Origin of the sequence: Albirhodobacter sp. R86504 (assembly GCF_042466415.1) — a bacterium.
GTDB lineage: Bacteria > Pseudomonadota > Alphaproteobacteria > Rhodobacterales > Rhodobacteraceae > Albirhodobacter.
Genome location: NZ_JAXHCH010000002.1, coordinates 2256649 through 2276669 on the forward strand (window position 1 = coordinate 2256649; position 20021 = coordinate 2276669).

Below are 20021 nucleotides of genomic sequence, written 5' to 3' on the forward strand. Positions count from 1 at the left end.
GCAAGCTGCAGTCCTCAACCCGTTCCGCATCTTACAGACCGGATGCACGGATCTGCCGTTCCAACGCATCCAAAATCGCCCCAGAATCGGGCGTTTTTGCAACCTCGAATCGTGCCCATGACAATCCTTGCAGGCGATCCGCTGTTGCCTGCGATATCGGGCAAAGTAAAAGTTGGGCCTCTGCGTCCCGCGCCTGCAACATGAAGAAATCTGCTGTGAGCGGCGAGAATACCGGAACCAAAAGCGGAATAGGTACCTGTAACAGAGCGCGCACATTCCGCGGCAAGCCCAGAGGCATCTGCTCATAGACTATGGCTTCATGCGTCTCGATACCAGCCGCGGTGAGATGTTTCGCGAGATTGAAGGCAACTTTCGCGCCGTGCGCATGTAGGAGCGGCCCCGCCCCCAAAGCGCCTTGGCGATGCAAGCCTTCAATCAGGTCGGCCAGCCCGCTGCCGTCACCGGGGCCCACAACGGTTTCAAAGCCCGCTTCCTGCGCAGCTTTTGCCGTGCGCGCACCGACACAATACGCCGTTCGCCCCCGCGCGGGCTGGATATGCGCGAAGCTCGACACACCTGTCTCGGACGTAAAAATGAGGGCCTCTGCATCGGGGACCGGCGGCATCAACGGGACGGTCTCCATCAATGGCGCCACAATCGTCGGCCAATCCTCGCCAAATCTCGCCGCGAACAAATGCGCAAATCGGCGCGATTGCGCCTCGGGTCTTGTCAGAAGAAGGGTCGGACGCGGATCGGGCAATGTTCCCTCGGGATTGTGCGCGCTGCACCTCGGTGTTACCTCGGGAGAGACTTTCACGCAACCGGAACGACATGACCGACACGCTCACCTTTCTAGGAATAGAATCAAGCTGCGACGACACTGCCGCCGCCATCGTGCGACTTTCCGGCGATCGCGGCGAGGTTTTGGCCACCGTGGTTGCCGGGCAAACCGAGCTACATGCCGATTTCGGCGGCGTGGTGCCCGAGATTGCCGCGCGTGCCCATGCGGAAAAATTGGATATCTGTGTCGAAGAGGCGCTTAGCGCGGCGAATCTGACGCTACGCGACATCGATGCCGTCGCCGTCACGGCGGGGCCAGGGCTTATCGGTGGCGTTATGTCGGGCGTCATGTGCGCGAAGGGCATTGCCGCGGGCGCAGGGCTCCCGCTCGTCGGCGTCAACCATCTCGCAGGTCACGCGCTGACACCTCGCCTGACAGACGGAATCTCTTTTCCCTACCTTATGCTTTTGGTTTCGGGAGGGCATTGCCAGTTCCTGATCGCGCATGGCGTCGACCGGTTCGAGCGTCTGGGCGGCACGATTGATGATGCCCCTGGCGAGGCCTTTGACAAGACGGCAAAGCTTCTCGCGCTGTCGCAACCAGGTGGCCCGTCCGTCGAGCGCGAAGCCCTGTCAGGCGATGCGAAGCGGTTTCCGATGCCACGCCCGCTTCTAGAGCGCCCTGATTGCGATATGTCCTTCTCGGGTCTCAAAACGGCATTGCTTCGCGCTCGCGACGCCGTGATTGCCGAGCATGGCGGATTGCCCGCATCTCTCCGCTCCGATTTGTGTGCAAGCTTCCAAGCCTCCGTCTGCGCGGTATTGGCGGAGAAAACACGGCGTGCATTGCGGATTTACATGACGCTTAATCCTGCCAATCCCGTGATTGCCGTTGCGGGCGGGGTCGCCGCAAACAAGGCTATTCGCCATGCGTTAGAGACTGTTTCAGACGAATTTGGCGCGCGTTTCCTCGCGCCGCCTCTCGCGCTTTGCACTGACAATGCCGCGATGATCGCATGGGCAGGGATTGAGCGATATCGTTCTGGCGCACGTGATGGCATGGATCTTTCCGCCCGGCCGAGATGGCCCTTGGATGCACGAGCGCCCGCGATGCTCGGCTCCGGGAAAAAGGGAGCAAAAGCATGACGGTTGCGGTTATCGGCGCGGGCGCCTTCGGCACCGCTCTCGCGGTGGCCCTATCCGCCAACGGCCCTGTCGCGCTCTGGGCACGCGACGCACAAGCGGCGGATCGCATGCAGCGCACACGCGAAAACAGCGCGCGTTTGGAAGGGATCACCATCCCCCAAAACGTCACTGTTACAGCCGATTTACACGATCTTGAGGGGCGCGAGACGGTCCTTCTCGCAATGCCGATGCAACAGATGTCCGGCTTCCTCGAAATCCACCGCGACTTGTTTCTCACGAAACGCCTCATTGCTTGCTCCAAGGGGATCGACATCGCGAGCGGCCAAGGGCCAACGGGGATCATCCGCAGCAAATGCCCGAAGGCGGTTCCGGCGATTTTAACAGGCCCCAGCTTTGCCGCCGATATTGCGCGGGGACTTCCCACCGCGCTCACGCTTGCCTGCGAGGACGTGAACGCGGGCGAGGGCCTGCAACGCGCGCTCTCCACGCCGGTCTTGCGGCTCTATCGATCCGAAGATGTTATCGGCGCGGAACTCGGCGGAGCACTCAAGAATGTCATCGCAATTGCCGCAGGGGTCGTCATTGGCGCAGGGCTAGGCGATAGCGCGCGCGCAGCCATCATGACACGGGGGTTCAGCGAAATGCGCCGCGTTGCGTTGCTCCGTGGTGCGCGGGTCGAAACGCTTAACGGGCTTTCAGGTTTGGGCGATCTTGTGCTTACATGCACCTCGCAACAATCACGTAACTTCCGTTTCGGCCACGCGCTTGGCCGTGGCGAAGATTTCGATCCATCGCTCACCGTGGAAGGTGCCGCAACCGCGAAAGCAGTCTCTAATCTCGCCGAAACGCACCAGATTGACCTGCCGATCGCGACGATGGTCGCAGCGCTGGTTGACCAGAAGATCACCGTCGAGGCCGCTGTCTCGGCGCTTATGTCCCGTCCGCTTAAAGAGGAATAATCCATGCTCTATGCTGTTATCTGCCGCGACAAACCTGGCCATCTGCAACTCCGGATCGATACGCGCGAGCGCCACTTGGAGCATATTCGCTCCACTGGGATCGTGCTGCAGGCTGGGCCCTTCATCGAAAACGGCGAAATGTGCGGAACATTGGCCGTTCTCGATACCGACAGCCTCGAGGCAGCGCAGGAGTGGGCCGCAAAGGATCCCTACGCGATCGCCGGGTTGTTTGAATCTGTTTCCGTTACGGAATGGAAAAAGGTAATCGGCTGATGGCTAAATGGCTTTTTAAATCAGAACCCAACAAATGGTCTTGGGACCAGCAAGTCGCCAAGGGCCATGAGGGTGAGATCTGGGACGGCGTGCGAAACTACCTTGCTCGCAACAACATGAGATCGATGAAGATTGGGGATCAAGGGTTCTTCTACCACTCCAACATCGGCAAAGAAGTTGTCGGCATTGTCGAGGTCTGCGCCTTAAGCCACCAAGACCCCACAACGGACGATCCGCGGTGGGATTGCGTCGATATCCGCGCGATTAGGCCCCTGAAGACCCCTGTGACACTGGCGCAGGTGAAAAACGATCACCGGCTGCAAGAGATGGCCTTGGTGACGTCGATGCGTCTGTCGGTTCAACCGGTTACGGAAGACGAATGGAAAATCGTGTGTGAGCTTGGCGGGATCGAGCCATAAAAATGGAGGGTTCTGGCACCCCTACCAGAACCCTCCCACCCCACGTGCTCCCCTAAAGCACCACACGTGAAACTATCTGGTTCTGGCCGTCCTAGCCTAAGTTTATGTCTACTCCACGCCGGCCCGAATCGCAATTTTAAAACCCAGATAATTCTATTTAAATCAATTCTTTAATCTAAAAAGTTGATTAACCAAAAGCGCGCTTTCCGCTGTTTGATCGGCTATTGCCATCACTTGGCATCGCCCTATCCTTTCCGTCATGAAGCCCGAAAGAGCAGGAGATCCCCCATGCCAGCCGCTATTATTGTCGCCCATGGCGCGCCCGCCGATCCCGATCCGCAGGATCTCGTGCTGCATGATCTCGCGCGGCGCGTCGGAGAGGTGATGCCGGATTGGGATATTCGCGGCGCGACTTTGGCACGCGAGGGCTCGCTGGACTGCGCGCTATCGGGCCTCCAAGATCCGCTTATCTACCCGTTTTTCATGGCAGAGGGCTGGTTCACGAAGCGTGAGCTTCCGCGACGCCTTGCAGAGTTGGGGTTTGAGGGGTTAACTCATCTTGATCCCCTCGGCGTTGACCCAGATCTTCCAGATTTGATCGCGAAAGCTGCCCTGCAAGCCGCCGAGGATGCCGGTATTACCTCGTCGGAGGCGCACCTCCTGTTGGCGGCGCATGGGTCAAAGGTATCAAGCAAGTCCAAAGATGCGAGCTACGCAATGGCTGACATCCTCAAACGGTGGGGAGGTTTTCGTGACGTCTCGGTGGGCCTGATTGAGGAGGCGCCCTTTTTGGCAGAAGCTGCCGCAAATTTGGGCCAGGCAGTCTGCGTGCCGTTTTTTGCTCTGCGGGCTGGTCATGTCGTAGGGGATTTGCCCGAAGCGTTGGAGGAAGCCGAGTTTGCCGGCCCATGCCTTGATCCAATCGGGGAGCATCCCCAGATCCCGCATCTCATCGCGGCGGCTTTGAAGCGCGCGGGGCCGTAAGCTTATCGCGACCACTCCATGAATATTTCAGCGTGAATTTTGCACGAATGCCGATTGTCATGTTACTGTTACATTTCGTTTGCATAAGCGTCACGTTGGCGGCCTAGACGGTCGGCAGGCCTACTGGTTGGCCAGTGAAATTTTCAGGAGAGATCCATGAACACCGTTAAACTTTCCGCTTCGGTTCTGGCGATCATCGCCGCTTCGGCAACCGTCGCAACTGCACGTGACCAAGTTCAAGTTGCAGGCTCGTCGACCGTTCTGCCATATGCAACGATCGTTGCGGAAGCCTTTGGCGAGAACACAGATTTCCCGACACCGGTCGTTGAATCGGGCGGCTCCTCGGCTGGCCTGAAAAAGTTCTGCGAAGGCGTTGGCGAAAACACCATCGATATCGCCAACGCGTCGCGCGCAATCAAAAGCAGCGAAATCGAAGCCTGCGCAGCAGCTGGCGTGACGGACATCATCGAAGTTCGCATCGGCTATGATGGCATCGTATTCGCATCCGACATCAACGGTGAGACGTTCGCGTTCACCCCTGCTGACTGGTACAAGGCCGTTGCGGCAGAGATCGTCGTCGATGGCGAAGTTGTTGCAAACCCGAACACCACTTGGGATCAGGTAAACCCTGCTCTGCCGAAGCAAGAGATCATGGCTTTCGTTCCAGGCACGAAGCACGGCACACGTGAAGTGTTCGAAGAAAAAGTGATCCTCGCTGGCTGTGAAGAAGCCGGTGCGATGGAAGCACTCATCGCGGCAAAAGGCGATGAAGACAAAGCCGAAGAAGCCTGCATGGCGCTGCGCACGGACGGCCGCGCGGTTGATATCGATGGCGATTACACCGAAACCCTCTCGCGGATCGACAGCAACAAGGCTGGTATCGGTGTGTTCGGTCTTTCGTTCTACGAAAACAACACCGACAAGCTGAAAGTTGCAACGATGTCGGATGTGGTTCCTTCGACGGAAACCATCGCATCGGGCGACTACCCAGTTTCGCGCCCGCTCTACTTCTACATCAAGAAAGCGCACATCGGCGTTGTTCCTGGCGTGAAAGAGTTTGCTGAATTCTTCGTATCCGACGATCTCGCAGGTCCTGATGGCCCGCTCGCAGCATACGGCCTCGTGTCGGATCCTGAGCTGGCAGCGGTTCAGGCGACCGTCGCTGACGAAACCGTAATGGCGAAATAATCACGATCGGCGACGCCTTCCGCATGAAGGCGTCGCCATTCCAGTCGGGCCCCTACCGGAGCCCGATTTTTTGGTTCCAAGCCTTTCATTTCCCTTGAAGCTCGAGGACTCCATGACTGTCGCGAATATCCTTCTTATCGTCTTGATACTCGGAGCTTTGGGCTATGTCGCAGGCCGCCTTCGCGCCCGCGCAGTGTCCGGCGATGACGCGCGCCTTTTGCATTCCCTTCCCGGATATTACGGCTGGAACGCCGCAATGTTCACCGTGATCCCCGCTCTGGCAATCATGCTGGTCTGGCTGCTCGTGCAGCCTGTTGTCATTGAACGCAATATCAGCGCGATGATCACCAGTGATATGATCCCGGAAGGGTCCAGCCAATCTCTTGTCATGAGCGATTTGCGCCGTGTTTCGGAAGGGCTTAGCACCGCCGTCGAAACAGGCGTGATGACCGCGCAAGAGGCCGAGCAGTTCGGTCAGGGGTCCACCGATATCCGCGGGGCGCTCGCTGCTGTAGGGGTAGCCTTGGGCAACGATGTCTCTCCCGAGCTTTTGCAAGCAGCCCAAGATTACCGCAACAGTAGCGCTCGCGGCATAATTGTGATGGGGCTCATAGCGATCGTCCTTGCCCTTTGCGGGCTTGCTTATTCCATTCGCTCGACCACGGTCGACTTCCGCGCGCGCAACACGGTTGAAGCGGGCGTCAAAGCCTTATTGATTTTCGCCTCCGTGATCGCAATCGCCACCACGGCAGGCATCGTCTTTTCGATGCTGTTCGAAACGAGCAACTTCTTCCGACAGTACTCGTGGACGGAATTCTTCTTCGGCACGGAATGGGCGCCGAACTTCCGTGGCAATTCATCTCTCGGGATGCTGCCACTGCTCTGGGGCACGCTCTATATCTCGCTCATCGCGTTGATCGTTGCCGTTCCGATCGGTTTGTTCGCCGCGATCTATATGTCGGAATACGCCGGCCCGAAATTCCGCGCCATCGCCAAGCCGCTGATTGAGGTGCTCGCAGGTATCCCGACAATCGTTTACGGCCTGTTCGCCCTAATCACCGTCGGGCCGATGCTTCGGGATTATTTCGCGCAGCCACTGGGGCTGGGTGAAAGCGGATCTTCCGTGATGACCGCAGGTCTGGTCATGGGGATCATGATCATCCCCTTCGTATCCTCCCTTTCGGACGATATTATCAACGCAGTTCCCCAATCGTTGCGGGATGGCTCGCTCGGGCTTGGATCGACCCAATCGGAAACCATTCGTCAGGTCGTTCTGCCCGCTGCTCTTCCCGGGATCGTCGGCGCGGTTCTTCTCGCCGCGTCGCGTGCGATCGGTGAAACAATGATTGTTGTCCTTGGCGCGGGCGCTGCGGCACGGATGGGCCTCAACCCCTTTGAGGCCATGACCACTATCACCGTTAAAATCGTCAGCCAGCTGACGGGTGATACCGACTTCGCCGCACCAGAAACGCTCGTCGCCTTCGCCTTGGGCCTGACGCTGTTCGTCATCACTCTTGGCCTTAACGTTCTCGCACTCGTCATTGTGCGCAAATATCGGGAGCAATACGAATGACCGATCTCGCCACACCAGCGACACCCGCTCACCGCTCGCTGCTCCAAGCTGATGCGCGCACCAAGGCCCGCAATCGCGCGGAGAGCCGCTTCAAGAGCTACGGTCTCGCGGCCGTCTTGACGGCGCTGCTATCACTCGCGCTCTTGTTGTTCTCGATCTTCAGCAATGGGCTTTCGGCCTTCAGCCAAACCAAAATCGTGATTCCGGTCGAGCTTATGGAAGCCACACTGGACAAATCAGGGACGCGCGACCTTGAAGTGATGAAGAAGGTCAGCACGATCGGTTACGGCACCCTTATCGGAAATGCATTGATCGCACAGATCGAGGCGGAAGGGATCGTGATTGAAGGCCTGTCTGACAAGGACGCGAAAGAAATCATCTCGAAAGAAGCGCCCGCAACGTTGCGCAATATGGTGCTCGCAGATCCGAAGTTGATCGGACAAACCATTGACCTTCACGTGCTTGCACATGGTCGGATTGATGGCTTCTTTAAAGGCCGCGTGACGATGGAAAGCGCCGAACTCGATAGCAATATCACCCCATCGCAACTCCAACTTGCTGTGGCTCTGAATGATCGTGGTATCCTGCGCAAAGAGTTCAACCTCGATTTTATCACCGCGCCAGACGCCTCGGATCAACGGCCGGAAGCCGCGGGCCTTGGCGTTGCGATCCTCGGTTCGGCATATATGATGCTGGTGGTGTTGTGCCTCGCGCCGTTAATCGGCGTGGCCGCGTCGATCTATCTCGAAGAATTTGCGCCGCAGAACCGCTTTACTGATCTGATCGAAGTGAACATTTCCAATCTGGCGGCTGTGCCCTCGATTGTCTTCGGGATTTTGGGCTTGGCGATCTTCATTAACTTCGCCGGCCTTCCTCAATCCGCGCCTATTGTCGGTGGTTTGGTCCTAACGCTGATGACACTCCCGACGATCATCATCTCTACGCGCGCCGCGCTCAAGGCGGTTCCGCCGTCAATCCGCGATGCGGCGCTTGGTGTTGGGGCATCAAAGATGCAATCGGTATTCCACCACGTGCTGCCACTCGCGGCGCCAGGGATTATGACCGGTGCGATCATCGGCCTCGCGCAAGCTTTGGGCGAGACCGCACCTTTGCTTCTCATCGGGATGGTTGCTTTTGTGCGCGAGTATCCTGATGCGCCGCTCGACGGGCTCTTCGACCCCGCTTCGGCTCTGCCGGTGCAGGTCTACAACTGGACTCAACGCGCCGATCCGGCCTTCGTGGAACGGGCTTCCGGCGCAATCATCGTGTTGTTGGCCTTCTTGGTTATTATGAATACGATTGCAATTATTCTTCGCCGCCGCTTCGAGCGCCGGTGGTAAAGGGGGATATCCCATGAACGATATGCGACTGACGGAGCGTGCTGTGGACAGTAAAGAGATCAAAATCGCGGCCCGCAAGGTGCAGGTCTATTACGGTGACACACATGCCATCAAAGACGTGGATGTGGAAATCCTGGATCGGACCGTAACGGCTTTCATCGGGCCTTCGGGTTGCGGGAAGTCAACGTTCCTGCGGACCCTGAACCGGATGAACGACACGATCGATATCTGCCGCGTGGAAGGTAACATCACGCTGGACGGCGAGGATATCTACGACAAGCGTGTCGATCCGGTGCAACTGCGTGCGAAAGTCGGGATGGTTTTCCAAAAGCCGAACCCGTTCCCGAAATCGATCTTCGATAACGTGGCTTACGGTCCGAAAATTCACGGCCTTACACGTAACAAGGCCGAGCTTGAGGAAATCGTCGAAAGCTCTTTGCGCAAGGCCGCACTCTGGAACGAGGTTAAAGACCGCCTCCATTCGCCTGGCACGGGCCTTTCCGGCGGTCAGCAGCAACGTCTTTGCATCGCGCGCGCCGTGGCAACATCGCCAGAAGTGCTTTTGATGGACGAACCCTGCTCCGCCCTCGACCCGATCGCAACGGCACAAGTCGAAGAACTGATCGACGAGTTGCGCGAGAACTTTTCTGTCGTGATCGTAACGCACTCAATGCAACAAGCCGCGCGTGTTTCCCAGCGAACCGCATTCTTCCACCTCGGCAACCTCGTGGAATACGGCGAAACCGGCAATATCTTCACCAATCCACGCGATCCGCGCACGGAAAGCTACATCACTGGCCGTATCGGCTAACGGAGGCTCCAATGTCCCAACATATCCTTTCGGCCTTCGACCGTGATCTGGAGGCTGTCCAAGCTCTCGTCGTTAAGATGGGTGGCATGGTCGAAGCGCAGATCCTTGACGCTGCCCAAGCGCTCGATACGCGCGACGCCGAACTCGCGAGCGCTGTTCGGCTGCGTGATAAGGCCATCGACGCACTTGAAGAAAAGATCAATGAGGAAGCCGCTCGCCTCATCGCGCTGCGCGCACCCGCCGCAAGCGATCTGCGCACGGCGTTGACGGTGATGAAAATCGCCGGCTCGTTAGAACGGGTGGGCGATTATGCCAAGAACATCGCGAAGCGCTCCGACGTCTTGATGCAGGCTCCCGCGATCGCGGGCTCGGGCGGCGCGATCCGCCGCATGGCGAAGGCCGTTGAAGGGATGATGCGCGACGCGATCGATGCCTATATCCAGCGCGATGCAGCCCTCGCAGCAGATGTTCGCGCCCGCGACATTGAAGTCGATCAGATGTATAATGCCCTGTTCCGCGAGTTCTTGACCTATATGCTGGAAGACCCGCGTAACATTACATCCTGCATGCATCTGCATTTCATCGCGAAGAACATCGAGCGCATGGGCGACCATGCAACGTCGATTTCCGAACAGGTGATCTACCTTGTGACAGGTGAGCTTCCCGACGAACCGCGCCAAAAAGATAACAGCGTCCAATCCGTGGAGGGGTAACAATGGCAGCAGCTCAAACCCCTTGTGTCTTGGTTGTCGAGGATGAAAGCGCCCAGCGCGAAGTGTTGAAATACAATCTCGAAGCAGAAGGTTTCCGCGTCGCCATTGCGGTTAACGGGGATGAGGCGCTTTTGATGGTGCGCGAGGAAAAGCCAGATTTGATGGTGCTGGATTGGATGCTCCCGAATGTTTCAGGCATCGAGATCTGCCGCCAAGTGAAGGCAAATCCCGACACGCGGCAGATCCCCATCATTATGCTGTCCGCGCGCTCCGAAGAAACAGATCGCGTCCGCGGCTTGGAAACAGGGGCTGACGATTACGTCGTGAAACCCTATTCCGTCGTCGAACTCATGGCACGGCTGCGCACCCAGTTGCGTCGTACCCGCCCTGCCACAATGGGCGAGCGCCTGACCTATGACGACATCATTCTCGACGCTGGCGAACACCGTGTGTTCCGCAGCGGAGATATGCTGCATCTCGGGCCAACGGAGTTCCGTCTCCTATCAACGTTGATGGAAAAACCAGGCCGCGTCTGGACGCGTGACCAGCTCCTCGACCGCGTATGGGGTCGTGATATCTACGTCGACACACGAACAATCGACGTCCATGTCGGACGGTTACGCAAAGTCCTGATGCAAAATGGCGGCGCCGATCCGATCCGCACAGTGCGCGGGACGGGCTATTCGCTCGGCTGATCCGCAAGAAAGTTATCAACCTCGTCACGGGTCGGGATCGCATCGGCGGTTCCGGCCCGCGTCACTTTGAGGGATGCCGCCGCTGAGGCGAGGCGCATCGCCTCCTCCTTGGTAAGTCCCTCTGCTAGCCCTGATATCAAAAATCCCGCAAACGTATCCCCAGCGCCGGTTGTATCAATCGCTTCGACCTTAATCGCCTTAGAAGGCGTCTGCGTCTGGCCTTCGTTATCATACCAAACTGCGCCCTGTGCGCCGCGGGTCACAACGACATGTGAGACGGGAATTTTATCGATCGCACTCCCCAGTGCCGCACAAAGTTGATCCGCCTCAACCTCGTTCAACAATAGCAGCCAAACATAGGGCAATACCTCCCGCACGGCCTTGCTCTCAAATGGCGCTGCCGAATAGACCAGTTTCAGGCCAGTCTCATGCGCAAGACGGGCCATTTCAACTTGGCAGCCAGCCTCGTTTTGTAGAACAAGAAAGTCGCCCTCCTGCGCCGAAGCAAGCACCGACCGCAGAGGACCAGGCGAGATCGCCAGATTTGCGCCCGAAAATAAAACGATCGTGTTCTCTCCGTGATGGTCAATATTGATGATTGCATGGCCCGAAGGCGTATCGCCCTGCTGTACATGCGTGCAATCGACACCCATGGCCTTCATCCGGTCGATCATCCACAGCCCATCTCCCCCAACGGCGCCGAGGTGCCGCACATCGGCACCTGCACGCGCCATTGCAACGGATTGATTCGCCCCCTTCCCGCCGAGCCCGCGCGAATAGGCCGTCGCCGCCAAGGTCTCGCCCGCACGTGGGAAGCTCTCCATCCGGTAAAAATGATCTGTGTTGATCGAACCCAAATTATAAATCGTCGCCAAAATATGGCCTCCGGTTGCTCTAAATATCCCACGGGGGGTGCGGGGGTGTGAAACCCCCGCTCCGACGCTTATTTACCTTGTCCCAAACGGCAGGCAGCAATCGCAGCCATATTCAGGATGTCGTTCACGGTCGAAACTGTGGAACAAATCTGCACGGGATGCGCGATACCCGTGAGGATCGGCCCGATAACGGTCGCGCCGGCCATCTCCTGCATGAGTTTCACGGAGATAGACGCCGAATGGCGCGCTGGTACAACCAACACATTCGCAGGGCCTGACAGACGGCAGAACGGATAATGTGCCATCTGATCGGCATTGAGCGCCACGTCGACGGTCATTTCGCCCTCATACTCGAAATCAACACCGCGCTTATCGAGAACCTTTGCAGCATCGTGCATTTTGGTCGCGCGTTCGGAAACAGGATAGCCGAAGGTCGAGAACGACAAGAACGCGACGCGCGGGTCCAAACCGAGCCCCCGCGCCACTTGCGCGCCGCGTGAGGCGATATCCGCCAGATCTTCTTCGTTCGGCCACTCATGTACGAGGGTATCGCCCATCATAACGATGCGTCCCTTATGCAAAATAGCCGTGATCCCAACCGCGCCATCGGTGGGTTTCGCGTCAATCACCTTGTTGATCAATTCGAGCACATGGGCAGATTTTCGGGTAGTTCCCGTGACAAGACCGTCACCATGCCCATGAACCAACATCAATGCAGCAAAGACATGGCGATCACGTGTGGCAAGCTTGTGGACTTCCTCGCGGTCGACGCCTTGGCGTTGAAGCCGTTTGTAGAGAAAATCCTTATACGTATCGATGTGCTTGGAATTGGCCGCGTTCACCACTTGGATCTCGCGGTACGCATCGCCTAGACCCGCTTGCTCCAATTGCTCCTTCACTTCCGTCTCACGGCCGACAACCAACGCACGGCCCATTCCCGCGCGCTGATAGGCGACGGCGGCGCGCAAAACGCGGGGATCGTCACCCTCTGCGAAAATCATCGTGGCTTGCGCCTGACGCGCACGGGCATGGATGCCCTGCAAAATCGAGGCTGTCGGATCCATCCGCGCTTTCAGTGAGTGCGTATAGGCCGGCATATCGATGATCGGACGACGCGCGACGCCTGTATCCATCCCCGCTTTCGCAACGGCGGGCGGAATCACATGGATCAGGCGCGGGTCAAACGGCGTCGGGATGATGTAATCACGTCCAAAAGCCAGTTTGCGCCCGTAAGCCATTGCGACCTCGTCGGGGACATCTTCGCGCGCCAAGGCTGCCAGAGCTTGGGCACAAGCGATCTTCATCTCGTCGTTGATCGCCCGCGCGTGAATATCCAACGCCCCGCGGAACAGGTAAGGGAAGCCCAGAACATTATTCACCTGGTTCGGATAATCGGACCGTCCCGTCGCCACAATCGCGTCAGGGCGCACAGCGTGTGCTTCCTCGGGCGTAATCTCGGGATCAGGATTGGCCATCGCGAAGATCACCGGATTATCCGCCATCCCTGCGACCATCTCTTGTGTCACTGCCCCTTTCGCAGAAACGCCAAGGAACACATCTGCGCCAAGCATCGCGTCCTCAAGGGTGCGAGCATCCGTCCTCGCGGCATGAGCTGACTTCCACTGGTTCATGCCTTCTGTGCGGCCTTGATAGATCACACCTTTGGTGTCGCACATGATGCAATTATCATGCTTGGCGCCCATGGCCTTGATCAACTCAAGGCACGCGATGCCCGCCGCACCAGCCCCATTCAGCACGATGCGGCAATCTTCGATTTTCTTTCCCGAGAGTTCCAATGCGTTCATCAGGCCAGCGGCGCAAATGACGGCTGTGCCGTGCTGGTCGTCGTGGAAGACCGGAATATCCATCATCTCTTTGAGTCGCTGCTCAATGATGAAGCATTCCGGCGCCTTGATGTCCTCCAGATTGATCCCGCCGAAAGTCGGCCCCATCAGGGACACTGCCTTGATGATCTCCTCCGGATCCTCGGTATCCAATTCGATATCAATCGCGTTCACATCAGCGAAACGCTTAAACAGGACCGCTTTGCCTTCCATCACCGGTTTGGACGCAAGTGCCCCGAGATTGCCCAACCCCAAGATCGCCGTTCCATTTGAGATCACGGCCACCATGTTGCCCTTCACCGTGTAATCATACGCGGTCTCGGGGTTTGCGGCGATGGCCTCAACCGGCACCGCAACACCGGGAGAATACGCGAGCGAAAGATCGCGCTGTGTCGTCATCGGCTTGGTCGCGACGATCTCGTATTTACCCGGGCGCGGGTCGATATGATACGCGAGGGCTTCCTCGGGCGTGATGCGGTTCTTCGGGGACATGGGCCATTCCTCTTTGCAAGTTGTCCCCTTCTAACGTCCAGCGGCACAGCGCTCAATCGAATTGGCGCTTTAACAGGTGAGCGGGCTTTTGTAGGGTCTCCCAAACCTTTTGGGGGCCTGATGTCGGATCAAACTGTCACGCCAATGATGGCGCAATATCTCGGAATTAAAGAGCAAAACGCGGGCGCGCTGCTGTTCTACCGGATGGGCGATTTCTACGAAATGTTCTTTGAGGATGCCGTCGCGGCGGCGGCGGCGCTCGATATCGCACTGACAAAGCGGGGAACACATGACGGCGAGCCGATCCCGATGTGCGGCGTACCCGTTCACGCAGCAGAAGGGTATCTTCTGACGCTGATCCGAAAAGGGTTCCGCGTTGCCATCGCAGAGCAAATGGAAAATCCTGCCGAGGCTAAAAAGCGCGGGGCGAAATCTGTCGTGAAACGCGATGTCGTGCGCCTTGTCACACCGGGGACGCTTACCGAGGAAAGCTTGCTCGAAGCGCGCCGTCACAACTTCCTGGCGGCTTGGGGTGAGGTGCGTGACGATGCGGCGCTCGCGTGGGTTGATATTTCGACAGGTGAGTTTCGCGTGATGCCCTGCCCGCTCGTTCGCCTCGCGCCGGAACTTGCACGTCTTGCGCCCCGCGAGATCCTCGTGAGCGAGGCAAAAGAGACTGATTTGGCGGAAATAGTCTCTGATACGCGCGCGGCGCTGACACCACTTGCCCGATCAAGCTTCGATAGCCAGAGCGCGGAAAAGAGACTTTGTGAGCTCTTTGCCGTTGGATCTCTTGATGCGTTTGGTTCATTTTCGCGCGGCGAAATTGCCGCGATGGGCGCGCTGATTGATTATCTGGATATGACGCAACGCGGGAAGCTCCCCCTGCTGCGCCGTCCGCTGCGCGAAGAAGCCGGCGCCGCGATGCAGATCGACGCGGCGACGCGGCGGAATTTAGAACTAACGCAAGCGCTCTCGGGCGGGCGAGAAGGCTCGTTACTTCATGCGATCGACCGCACTGCGACAGCGGGCGGCGCACGCCTGTTGGAGCGCCGAATTTCCGCGCCCTCTCGCAACCTGCAACACATCCGAGAACGACACGATTCTGTGCGTTTTTTGGTGGAACAGGGTCGATTCCGTGCAGACCTGCGGGAGGATTTAAAACGCTGTCCCGATATGGATCGGGCATTGTCACGTCTCGCGCTGGAACGTGGCGGGCCGCGTGATATGGCGGCGATCCGCAACTCTCTCGAACAGGCCGCACAAATCGCGGAGCGCTTCGATGCCTCAGATGCGCCGCCTCTGCTCGCGTTGGCGAGAAACTCCTTAACGGGTCACGACTCGCTTTTGCTATTCCTGAACGCCGCGCTTATCGCAGAACCGCCCATGCTTGCGCGTGACGGAGGATTTGTCAGCGCGGGATTTGACGTCGAATTGGACGAGACACGCCAACTGCGTGACGAGGGGCGATCCGTTATCGCCAAGATGCAGCAAGATTACGCGACGCAAGCCGACATCCCGAGCCTCAAGATTAAACACAACAACGTCTTGGGGTATTTCATCGAGGTCACTGCGACACATGCCGAAAAGATGCTCTCTGCGCCGCTGAACGAGACATTTATCCACAGGCAGACAACCGCAAATCAGGTTCGTTTCACGACCGTACCACTGTCCGAAATAGAGACCAAAATTCTCAACGCCGGCAATCATGCGCTACAGCTTGAAAAGGCCATTTTCGAGGATCTGCGCAAGGCTATTCTCGCCGAAGCAGGCCCGATTGCCGAAGCCGCGCGCGCCTTGGCAGAGCTGGACCTTGCCGCGGCATTTGCGGATCTCGCGGCAGGTGAGAACTGGGTTGAGCCTGTCATCGACGAGAGCCGCGCGTTTCACGTGGAGGCAGGGCGTCATCCCGTGGTCGAGCTCGCGCTTAAACGTGCAGGCGAAAGCTTCATCGCGAATGATTGTGGGCTCACGCAAGACAGCACGCCGGCAATTTGGCTGCTGACCGGTCCGAACATGGCGGGTAAGTCAACATTCTTGCGGCAAAACGCGATTATTGCGCTCTTGGCACAGGCTGGTGCCTTTGTTCCCGCGGCGTCAGCCCATATTGGCCTCGTCAGTCAGCTATTCTCGCGGGTCGGTGCCGCGGACGATCTCGCACGCGGACGATCGACATTCATGGTCGAAATGGTTGAAACAGCCGCGATCCTAAATCAGGCTGATGACCGCGCATTGGTTATTCTAGATGAAATCGGACGCGGTACCGCCACCTATGATGGATTGTCCATTGCATGGGCCGTGATGGAACACTTGCACGAAACAAACCGCTGTCGTGCGCTATTCGCTACGCATTATCACGAGATGACCGCGCTATCTGCGAAGCTCGACGGCGTTGAAAATGCAACGGTATCGGTGCGTGAATGGCAAGGAGACGTGATTTTTCTGCACGAGGTAAAGAAGGGCGCGGCAGATCGTTCTTACGGGGTGCAAGTTGCGCGGCTCGCAGGCCTGCCCGACAGCGTGGTGCGCCGCGCCAAGGTTGTTCTGGAGGCGCTTGAGAAGGGCGAACGCGAAGGCGGTGTGAAGAAGCAAACGATCATTGATGATCTTCCGCTGTTTTCCATTCCCGCTGCTGCCGTCAGCGCGCCAGTGGCTGTAGGGCCATCGCCGCTCGAAACGCGCCTGCAAGATATCGCGCCGGATGAAATGACCCCGCGAGAGGCGCTCGCCGCGCTCTATGAGTTGAAATCACTGCTGGGGGATCGGTAAGTCCCTCAACTCGAGATCAGTTTCGCGCGAAGATCTCCGCGCGAAACTGAGATTTCAGATCAGGATTTCGGCGTTGACGAGACGCCGACCTTGGCGGGACGCAAAAGGCGATCATGAAGCATGAAGCCATCGTCCATGACCTGAATGATATCGCCCGCAACCGTTCCTGGAACAGGCGCTTCGAACATAGCCTCGTGCGACTGCGGATCGAAACGATCACCGACCTGCGGCGCAATTGCTTTCACCCCGTGACGTGAGAAAACATTGAGGATCTCGCGCTGGGTGAGTTCAACGCCCTCAATCAACGCCGGTGCAGCACCGCGAACTTCTTCGCCAGCCGCATCCAGCGCGCGCTTCAACGCGTCAAACACTGGCAACATATCGCGGGCAAGTTTCGAGCCGCCGTAGTTTTCAGCCTCACGGCGATCACGCTCGGAGCGCTTGCGCGAGTTCTCGGCGTCCGCCAAAGCGCGCATGAACCGGTCGCGGTAATCGTCGCGCTCGGCGCGCAACGCCTCAAGCTCGCCTTCCGCGCCCGTATCCACATCCGCATCGTAAGCTTCCGAGAGTGGGTCGTTCATATCCATTGGATCGTTCAAAGTCTCATCTTTCTTGTCGCTCATGCGTCTCATCCTTTGCCGCGACCGGACACCATCCGTCCGACCAGCTGCGCTGTATAATCCACGATCGGAACGATGCGCCCGTAGTTCAGCCGCGTTGGGCCAATCACACCGACCGCACCGATGATCTTTCGATCTGCGTTCATATAGGGAGACACCACCAGAGAGGAACCCGAAAGTGAAAAAAGCTTGTTCTCCGACCCAATAAAAATGCGCACCCCGTCGCCTTCTTCGGCGAGATCAAGGAATTCTGCGATATCACGTTTTCGTTCGAGATCGTCAAACAGCGACCGAATTCGCTCAAGATCGATCTCTTGCCCGATTAGATTCGCCCGTCCACGGACAATCAGTCGCTCGTGGCGTTCTCCTTCGTCTTGCCAAAGCGCAAGGCCGCTATCCACAAGATCAGCCGCGAGCGTGTCGAGCTCCCGCCGTCTCTCACGGATCTGAATGGTGATTTCATCGCGCAGCTCGGACAGGGTGCGTCCCTCAGCGAGTGCGTTCAGAAAATTCGCAGCCTCGCGCATCGACGACGGCGTCTGTCCCAAGGGCGGCGAAAACACACGGTTCTCCACGCGGCCATCCGCAAAGACGAGAACCACCAAGGCGCGATCTACGCCAAGCGAAACAAATTCAATATGGCGAATCGGCGCTTCGATCTTGGGCGTTAAAACGAGGCTTGCGCCGTGTGTCATGTTTGAAAGCGCGGATCCGACGCGATCCAGTAGCGAGCCGACATTCGGATCGGGCGTGCCCATCGTTGCGTCAATGCGTTCGCGGTCTTGTGCGCCGAGTTCGGACACCTCCATCAACCCGTCAACAAACATCCGCAAACCAAGCTGTGTGGGAACCCTGCCCGCCGACACATGCGGCGAGCCGAGCAACCCGAGATATTCAAGATCATTCATAACGTTGCGGATCGTCGCGGCAGAAAGCTTTTCCGCCATCGATCGCGCAAGTGTCCGCGACCCCACGGGATCACCGCTGTCGAGATATCCCTCAACAACAAGGCGGAAGACCTCGCGAGAGCGGTCATTCAACTCACACAGGATACGGCTCTGGTCCATCATCATAGGTTCCCTTCGGTGCGAGTTAACGGGGGAAGGCAGCGAAGGTCAATCACAGCTGCGAGGTAAACTGGCATTCAGGGTTGCATCATTGAGGGGACGACCTCTAATTGGCCCGGATACACCTGATTTTACCCTGTGAAAGGATTTGCCATGCGCCCCTCCGGCCGGACCCTCAACGAGATGCGGACGATTTCAATCGAGACCGGCGTGACAAAACATGCCGAAGGATCCTGCCTGATCAAAATCGGCGGAACGCATGTGTTGTGCACGGCAACCATTGAGGATCGCCCGCCTTCGTTCCTGAAAGGCACTGGGCTTGGTTGGGTGACTGCAGAATACGGGATGCTGCCGCGCTCCACCCATTCGCGCAATCGCCGCGAGGCCGCGATGGGCAAGCAATCGGGCCGTACCCAGGAAATTCAGCGCTTAATCGGCCGCGCACTCCGCGCCGGTGTGGACCGTGTCGCACTTGGTGAGCGTCAGATCGTCGTCGATTGCGACGTGCTTCAGGCCGATGGCGGTACACGTTGCGCAGCAATCACCGGCGGCTGGGTCGCGCTTCGCTTGGCGGTGAACAAGCTGATGAAGGCGGGCATTGTCGTCTCCGATCCCCTCGTCGATCCGGTTGCCGCGGTGTCTTGCGGGATCTATGGCGGACAAGCGATCTGTGATCTGGATTATCTCGAGGATTCTGAGGCAGGCACCGATGGAAATTTCGTGATGACCGGTTCCGGAAAGCTGATCGAGGTTCAGATGTCCGCTGAAGGCTCCACGTTCTCGCGTGATCAAATGAACGCCTTGCTGGATCTCGCGGAAGCGGGCGTCGCGCAACTCGTCGCCGCACAAAAGGCGGCCACAGCATGAGAAAGTTCTCTGAGAAGCGTCTTCTCGTCGCGACGCATAACGCAGGGAAACTGGATGAAATGCGGGCCTTGCTTTCCCCATTCGGGATCGAATGCGTCGGTGCCGCGCAAATGAACCTACCTGAGCCGGAGGAGACGGAAACAACATTCGTCGGGAACGCACGGATTAAGGCGCATGCCGCGTCTAAGGCGACCGGCCTCCCCGCCCTATCAGACGATAGCGGTATCGAGGTTGATTGCATTGATGGCGCCCCCGGTGTGTACACCGCCGATTGGGCGGAAACGCCGAACGGTCGGGATTTTACCATGGCGATGACCAAAACGTGGAACGCCTGCGAGGCGCTTGAGGCCCCGCTACCACGCACGGCGCGCTTCCGTTCGACATTGGTGCTGGCATGGCCCGACGGGCATGATGAGGTTTTCGCGGGCAAGGTTGAAGGCCAACTGGTTTGGCCCATGCGGGGCGCGTTGGGGCATGGCTATGACCCGATGTTTCAGCCCGAGGGCTTTGACATCACCTTCGCGGAAATGGACCCCGTGAAGAAAAACGAAATCAGCCACCGCGCCGACGCGTTCCGTAAACTCATCACCTGTTTCGAGGTATAAT

At 58.1% G+C, this 20021-nt stretch carries 19 protein-coding genes; 14 read left to right on the forward strand and 5 right to left on the reverse strand.

Translation table 11 applies throughout. From position 1 onward, the window contains the following. Nucleotides 1-31: 31 nt before the first annotated feature. A complete protein-coding gene (locus SJY32_RS12915) occupies nucleotides 32-760 on the reverse strand; it encodes a uroporphyrinogen-III synthase (RefSeq protein ID WP_376875996.1) in 729 nt (242 codons plus the stop codon). 71 nt (nucleotides 761-831) lie between these two features. Here SJY32_RS12915 and tsaD point away from each other — a divergent pair, with 71 nt between their 5' ends. The 11 genes from tsaD to phoB all read left to right on the forward strand — a co-directional run bounded on the left by tsaD (nucleotide 832) and on the right by phoB (nucleotide 10881). After that, nucleotides 832-1926: a tRNA (adenosine(37)-N6)-threonylcarbamoyltransferase complex transferase subunit TsaD gene (gene tsaD, locus SJY32_RS12920; RefSeq protein ID WP_376875999.1), complete on the forward strand. Its 1095-nt coding sequence runs from the start codon at nucleotides 832-834 to the stop codon at nucleotides 1924-1926. Then, nucleotides 1923-2885: an NAD(P)H-dependent glycerol-3-phosphate dehydrogenase gene (locus SJY32_RS12925; RefSeq protein ID WP_376876002.1), complete on the forward strand. Its 963-nt coding sequence runs from the start codon at nucleotides 1923-1925 to the stop codon at nucleotides 2883-2885. The genes tsaD and SJY32_RS12925 overlap by 4 nt, the downstream gene beginning before the upstream one ends. 3 nt (nucleotides 2886-2888) lie before the next feature. After that, nucleotides 2889-3158: a YciI family protein gene (locus tag SJY32_RS12930; RefSeq protein ID WP_376876005.1), complete on the forward strand. Its 270-nt coding sequence runs from the start codon at nucleotides 2889-2891 to the stop codon at nucleotides 3156-3158. Then, nucleotides 3158-3577, forward strand: coding sequence for an EVE domain-containing protein (locus SJY32_RS12935; protein WP_376876008.1), 420 nt, complete (start codon nucleotides 3158-3160; stop codon nucleotides 3575-3577). Before SJY32_RS12930 ends, SJY32_RS12935 begins: the two co-directional genes overlap by 1 nt. A gap of 288 nt (nucleotides 3578-3865) precedes the next feature. Beyond that, a complete protein-coding gene (locus tag SJY32_RS12940; protein WP_376876011.1) occupies nucleotides 3866-4561 on the forward strand; it encodes a CbiX/SirB N-terminal domain-containing protein in 696 nt (231 codons plus the stop codon). A gap of 156 nt (nucleotides 4562-4717) precedes the next feature. Continuing rightward, nucleotides 4718-5749: a substrate-binding domain-containing protein gene (locus SJY32_RS12945; RefSeq protein WP_376876014.1), complete on the forward strand. Its 1032-nt coding sequence runs from the start codon at nucleotides 4718-4720 to the stop codon at nucleotides 5747-5749. Nucleotides 5750-5861: 112 nt separating this feature from the next. After that, nucleotides 5862-7322, forward strand: coding sequence for a phosphate ABC transporter permease subunit PstC (gene pstC / locus SJY32_RS12950; protein ID WP_376876017.1), 1461 nt, complete (start codon nucleotides 5862-5864; stop codon nucleotides 7320-7322). Beyond that, nucleotides 7319-8662, forward strand: a complete 1344-nt coding sequence (pstA, locus tag SJY32_RS12955; RefSeq protein ID WP_376876020.1) for a phosphate ABC transporter permease PstA — start codon at nucleotides 7319-7321, stop codon at nucleotides 8660-8662. Before pstC ends, pstA begins: the two co-directional genes overlap by 4 nt. 13 nt (nucleotides 8663-8675) lie before the next feature. After that, entirely contained in the window at nucleotides 8676-9473 is a 798-nt protein-coding gene (pstB, locus tag SJY32_RS12960) for a phosphate ABC transporter ATP-binding protein PstB (protein ID WP_376876023.1), read from the forward strand. Between the two features lie 11 nt (nucleotides 9474-9484). Then, nucleotides 9485-10186, forward strand: coding sequence for a phosphate signaling complex protein PhoU (phoU, locus tag SJY32_RS12965; protein WP_376876026.1), 702 nt, complete (start codon nucleotides 9485-9487; stop codon nucleotides 10184-10186). Nucleotides 10187-10188: 2 nt separating this feature from the next. Further along, nucleotides 10189-10881: a phosphate regulon transcriptional regulator PhoB gene (phoB, locus tag SJY32_RS12970; protein ID WP_376876029.1), complete on the forward strand. Its 693-nt coding sequence runs from the start codon at nucleotides 10189-10191 to the stop codon at nucleotides 10879-10881. Here the strand turns inward: phoB and SJY32_RS12975 are convergent. Next, entirely contained in the window at nucleotides 10866-11756 is an 891-nt protein-coding gene (locus SJY32_RS12975; protein WP_376876032.1) for a ribokinase, read from the reverse strand. The genes phoB and SJY32_RS12975 overlap by 16 nt on opposite strands. A 68-nt stretch (nucleotides 11757-11824) precedes the next feature. Beyond that, on the reverse strand, nucleotides 11825-14092 hold the full coding sequence (locus tag SJY32_RS12980; protein ID WP_376876035.1) for an NADP-dependent malic enzyme: 2268 nt from the start codon (nucleotides 14090-14092) through the stop codon (nucleotides 11825-11827). 120 nt (nucleotides 14093-14212) lie between these two features. On the opposite strand from SJY32_RS12980, the gene mutS reads away from it, so the two are divergent. Then, complete coding sequence (gene mutS, locus SJY32_RS12985) at nucleotides 14213-16861, forward strand: DNA mismatch repair protein MutS (RefSeq protein ID WP_376876038.1); 2649 nt, start codon at nucleotides 14213-14215, stop codon at nucleotides 16859-16861. Between the two features lie 59 nt (nucleotides 16862-16920). Here mutS and SJY32_RS12990 read toward each other — a convergent pair whose 3' ends face one another. Then, nucleotides 16921-17442, reverse strand: coding sequence for a nucleotide exchange factor GrpE (locus tag SJY32_RS12990; protein WP_376877732.1), 522 nt, complete (start codon nucleotides 17440-17442; stop codon nucleotides 16921-16923). A 47-nt stretch (nucleotides 17443-17489) separates the two neighbouring features. Next, nucleotides 17490-18551, reverse strand: a complete 1062-nt coding sequence (hrcA, locus tag SJY32_RS12995; RefSeq protein WP_376876041.1) for a heat-inducible transcriptional repressor HrcA — start codon at nucleotides 18549-18551, stop codon at nucleotides 17490-17492. Nucleotides 18552-18701: 150 nt separating this feature from the next. On the opposite strand from hrcA, the gene rph reads away from it, so the two are divergent. Continuing rightward, a complete protein-coding gene (gene rph, locus SJY32_RS13000) occupies nucleotides 18702-19415 on the forward strand; it encodes a ribonuclease PH (protein WP_376876044.1) in 714 nt (237 codons plus the stop codon). Then, nucleotides 19412-20020 carry an RdgB/HAM1 family non-canonical purine NTP pyrophosphatase gene (gene rdgB, locus SJY32_RS13005; RefSeq protein WP_376876047.1) on the forward strand — a complete coding sequence of 203 codons (609 nt, stop codon included), beginning with the start codon at nucleotides 19412-19414 and terminating at the stop codon, nucleotides 20018-20020. The genes rph and rdgB overlap by 4 nt, the downstream gene beginning before the upstream one ends. Nucleotide 20021: the final 1 nt, after the last annotated feature.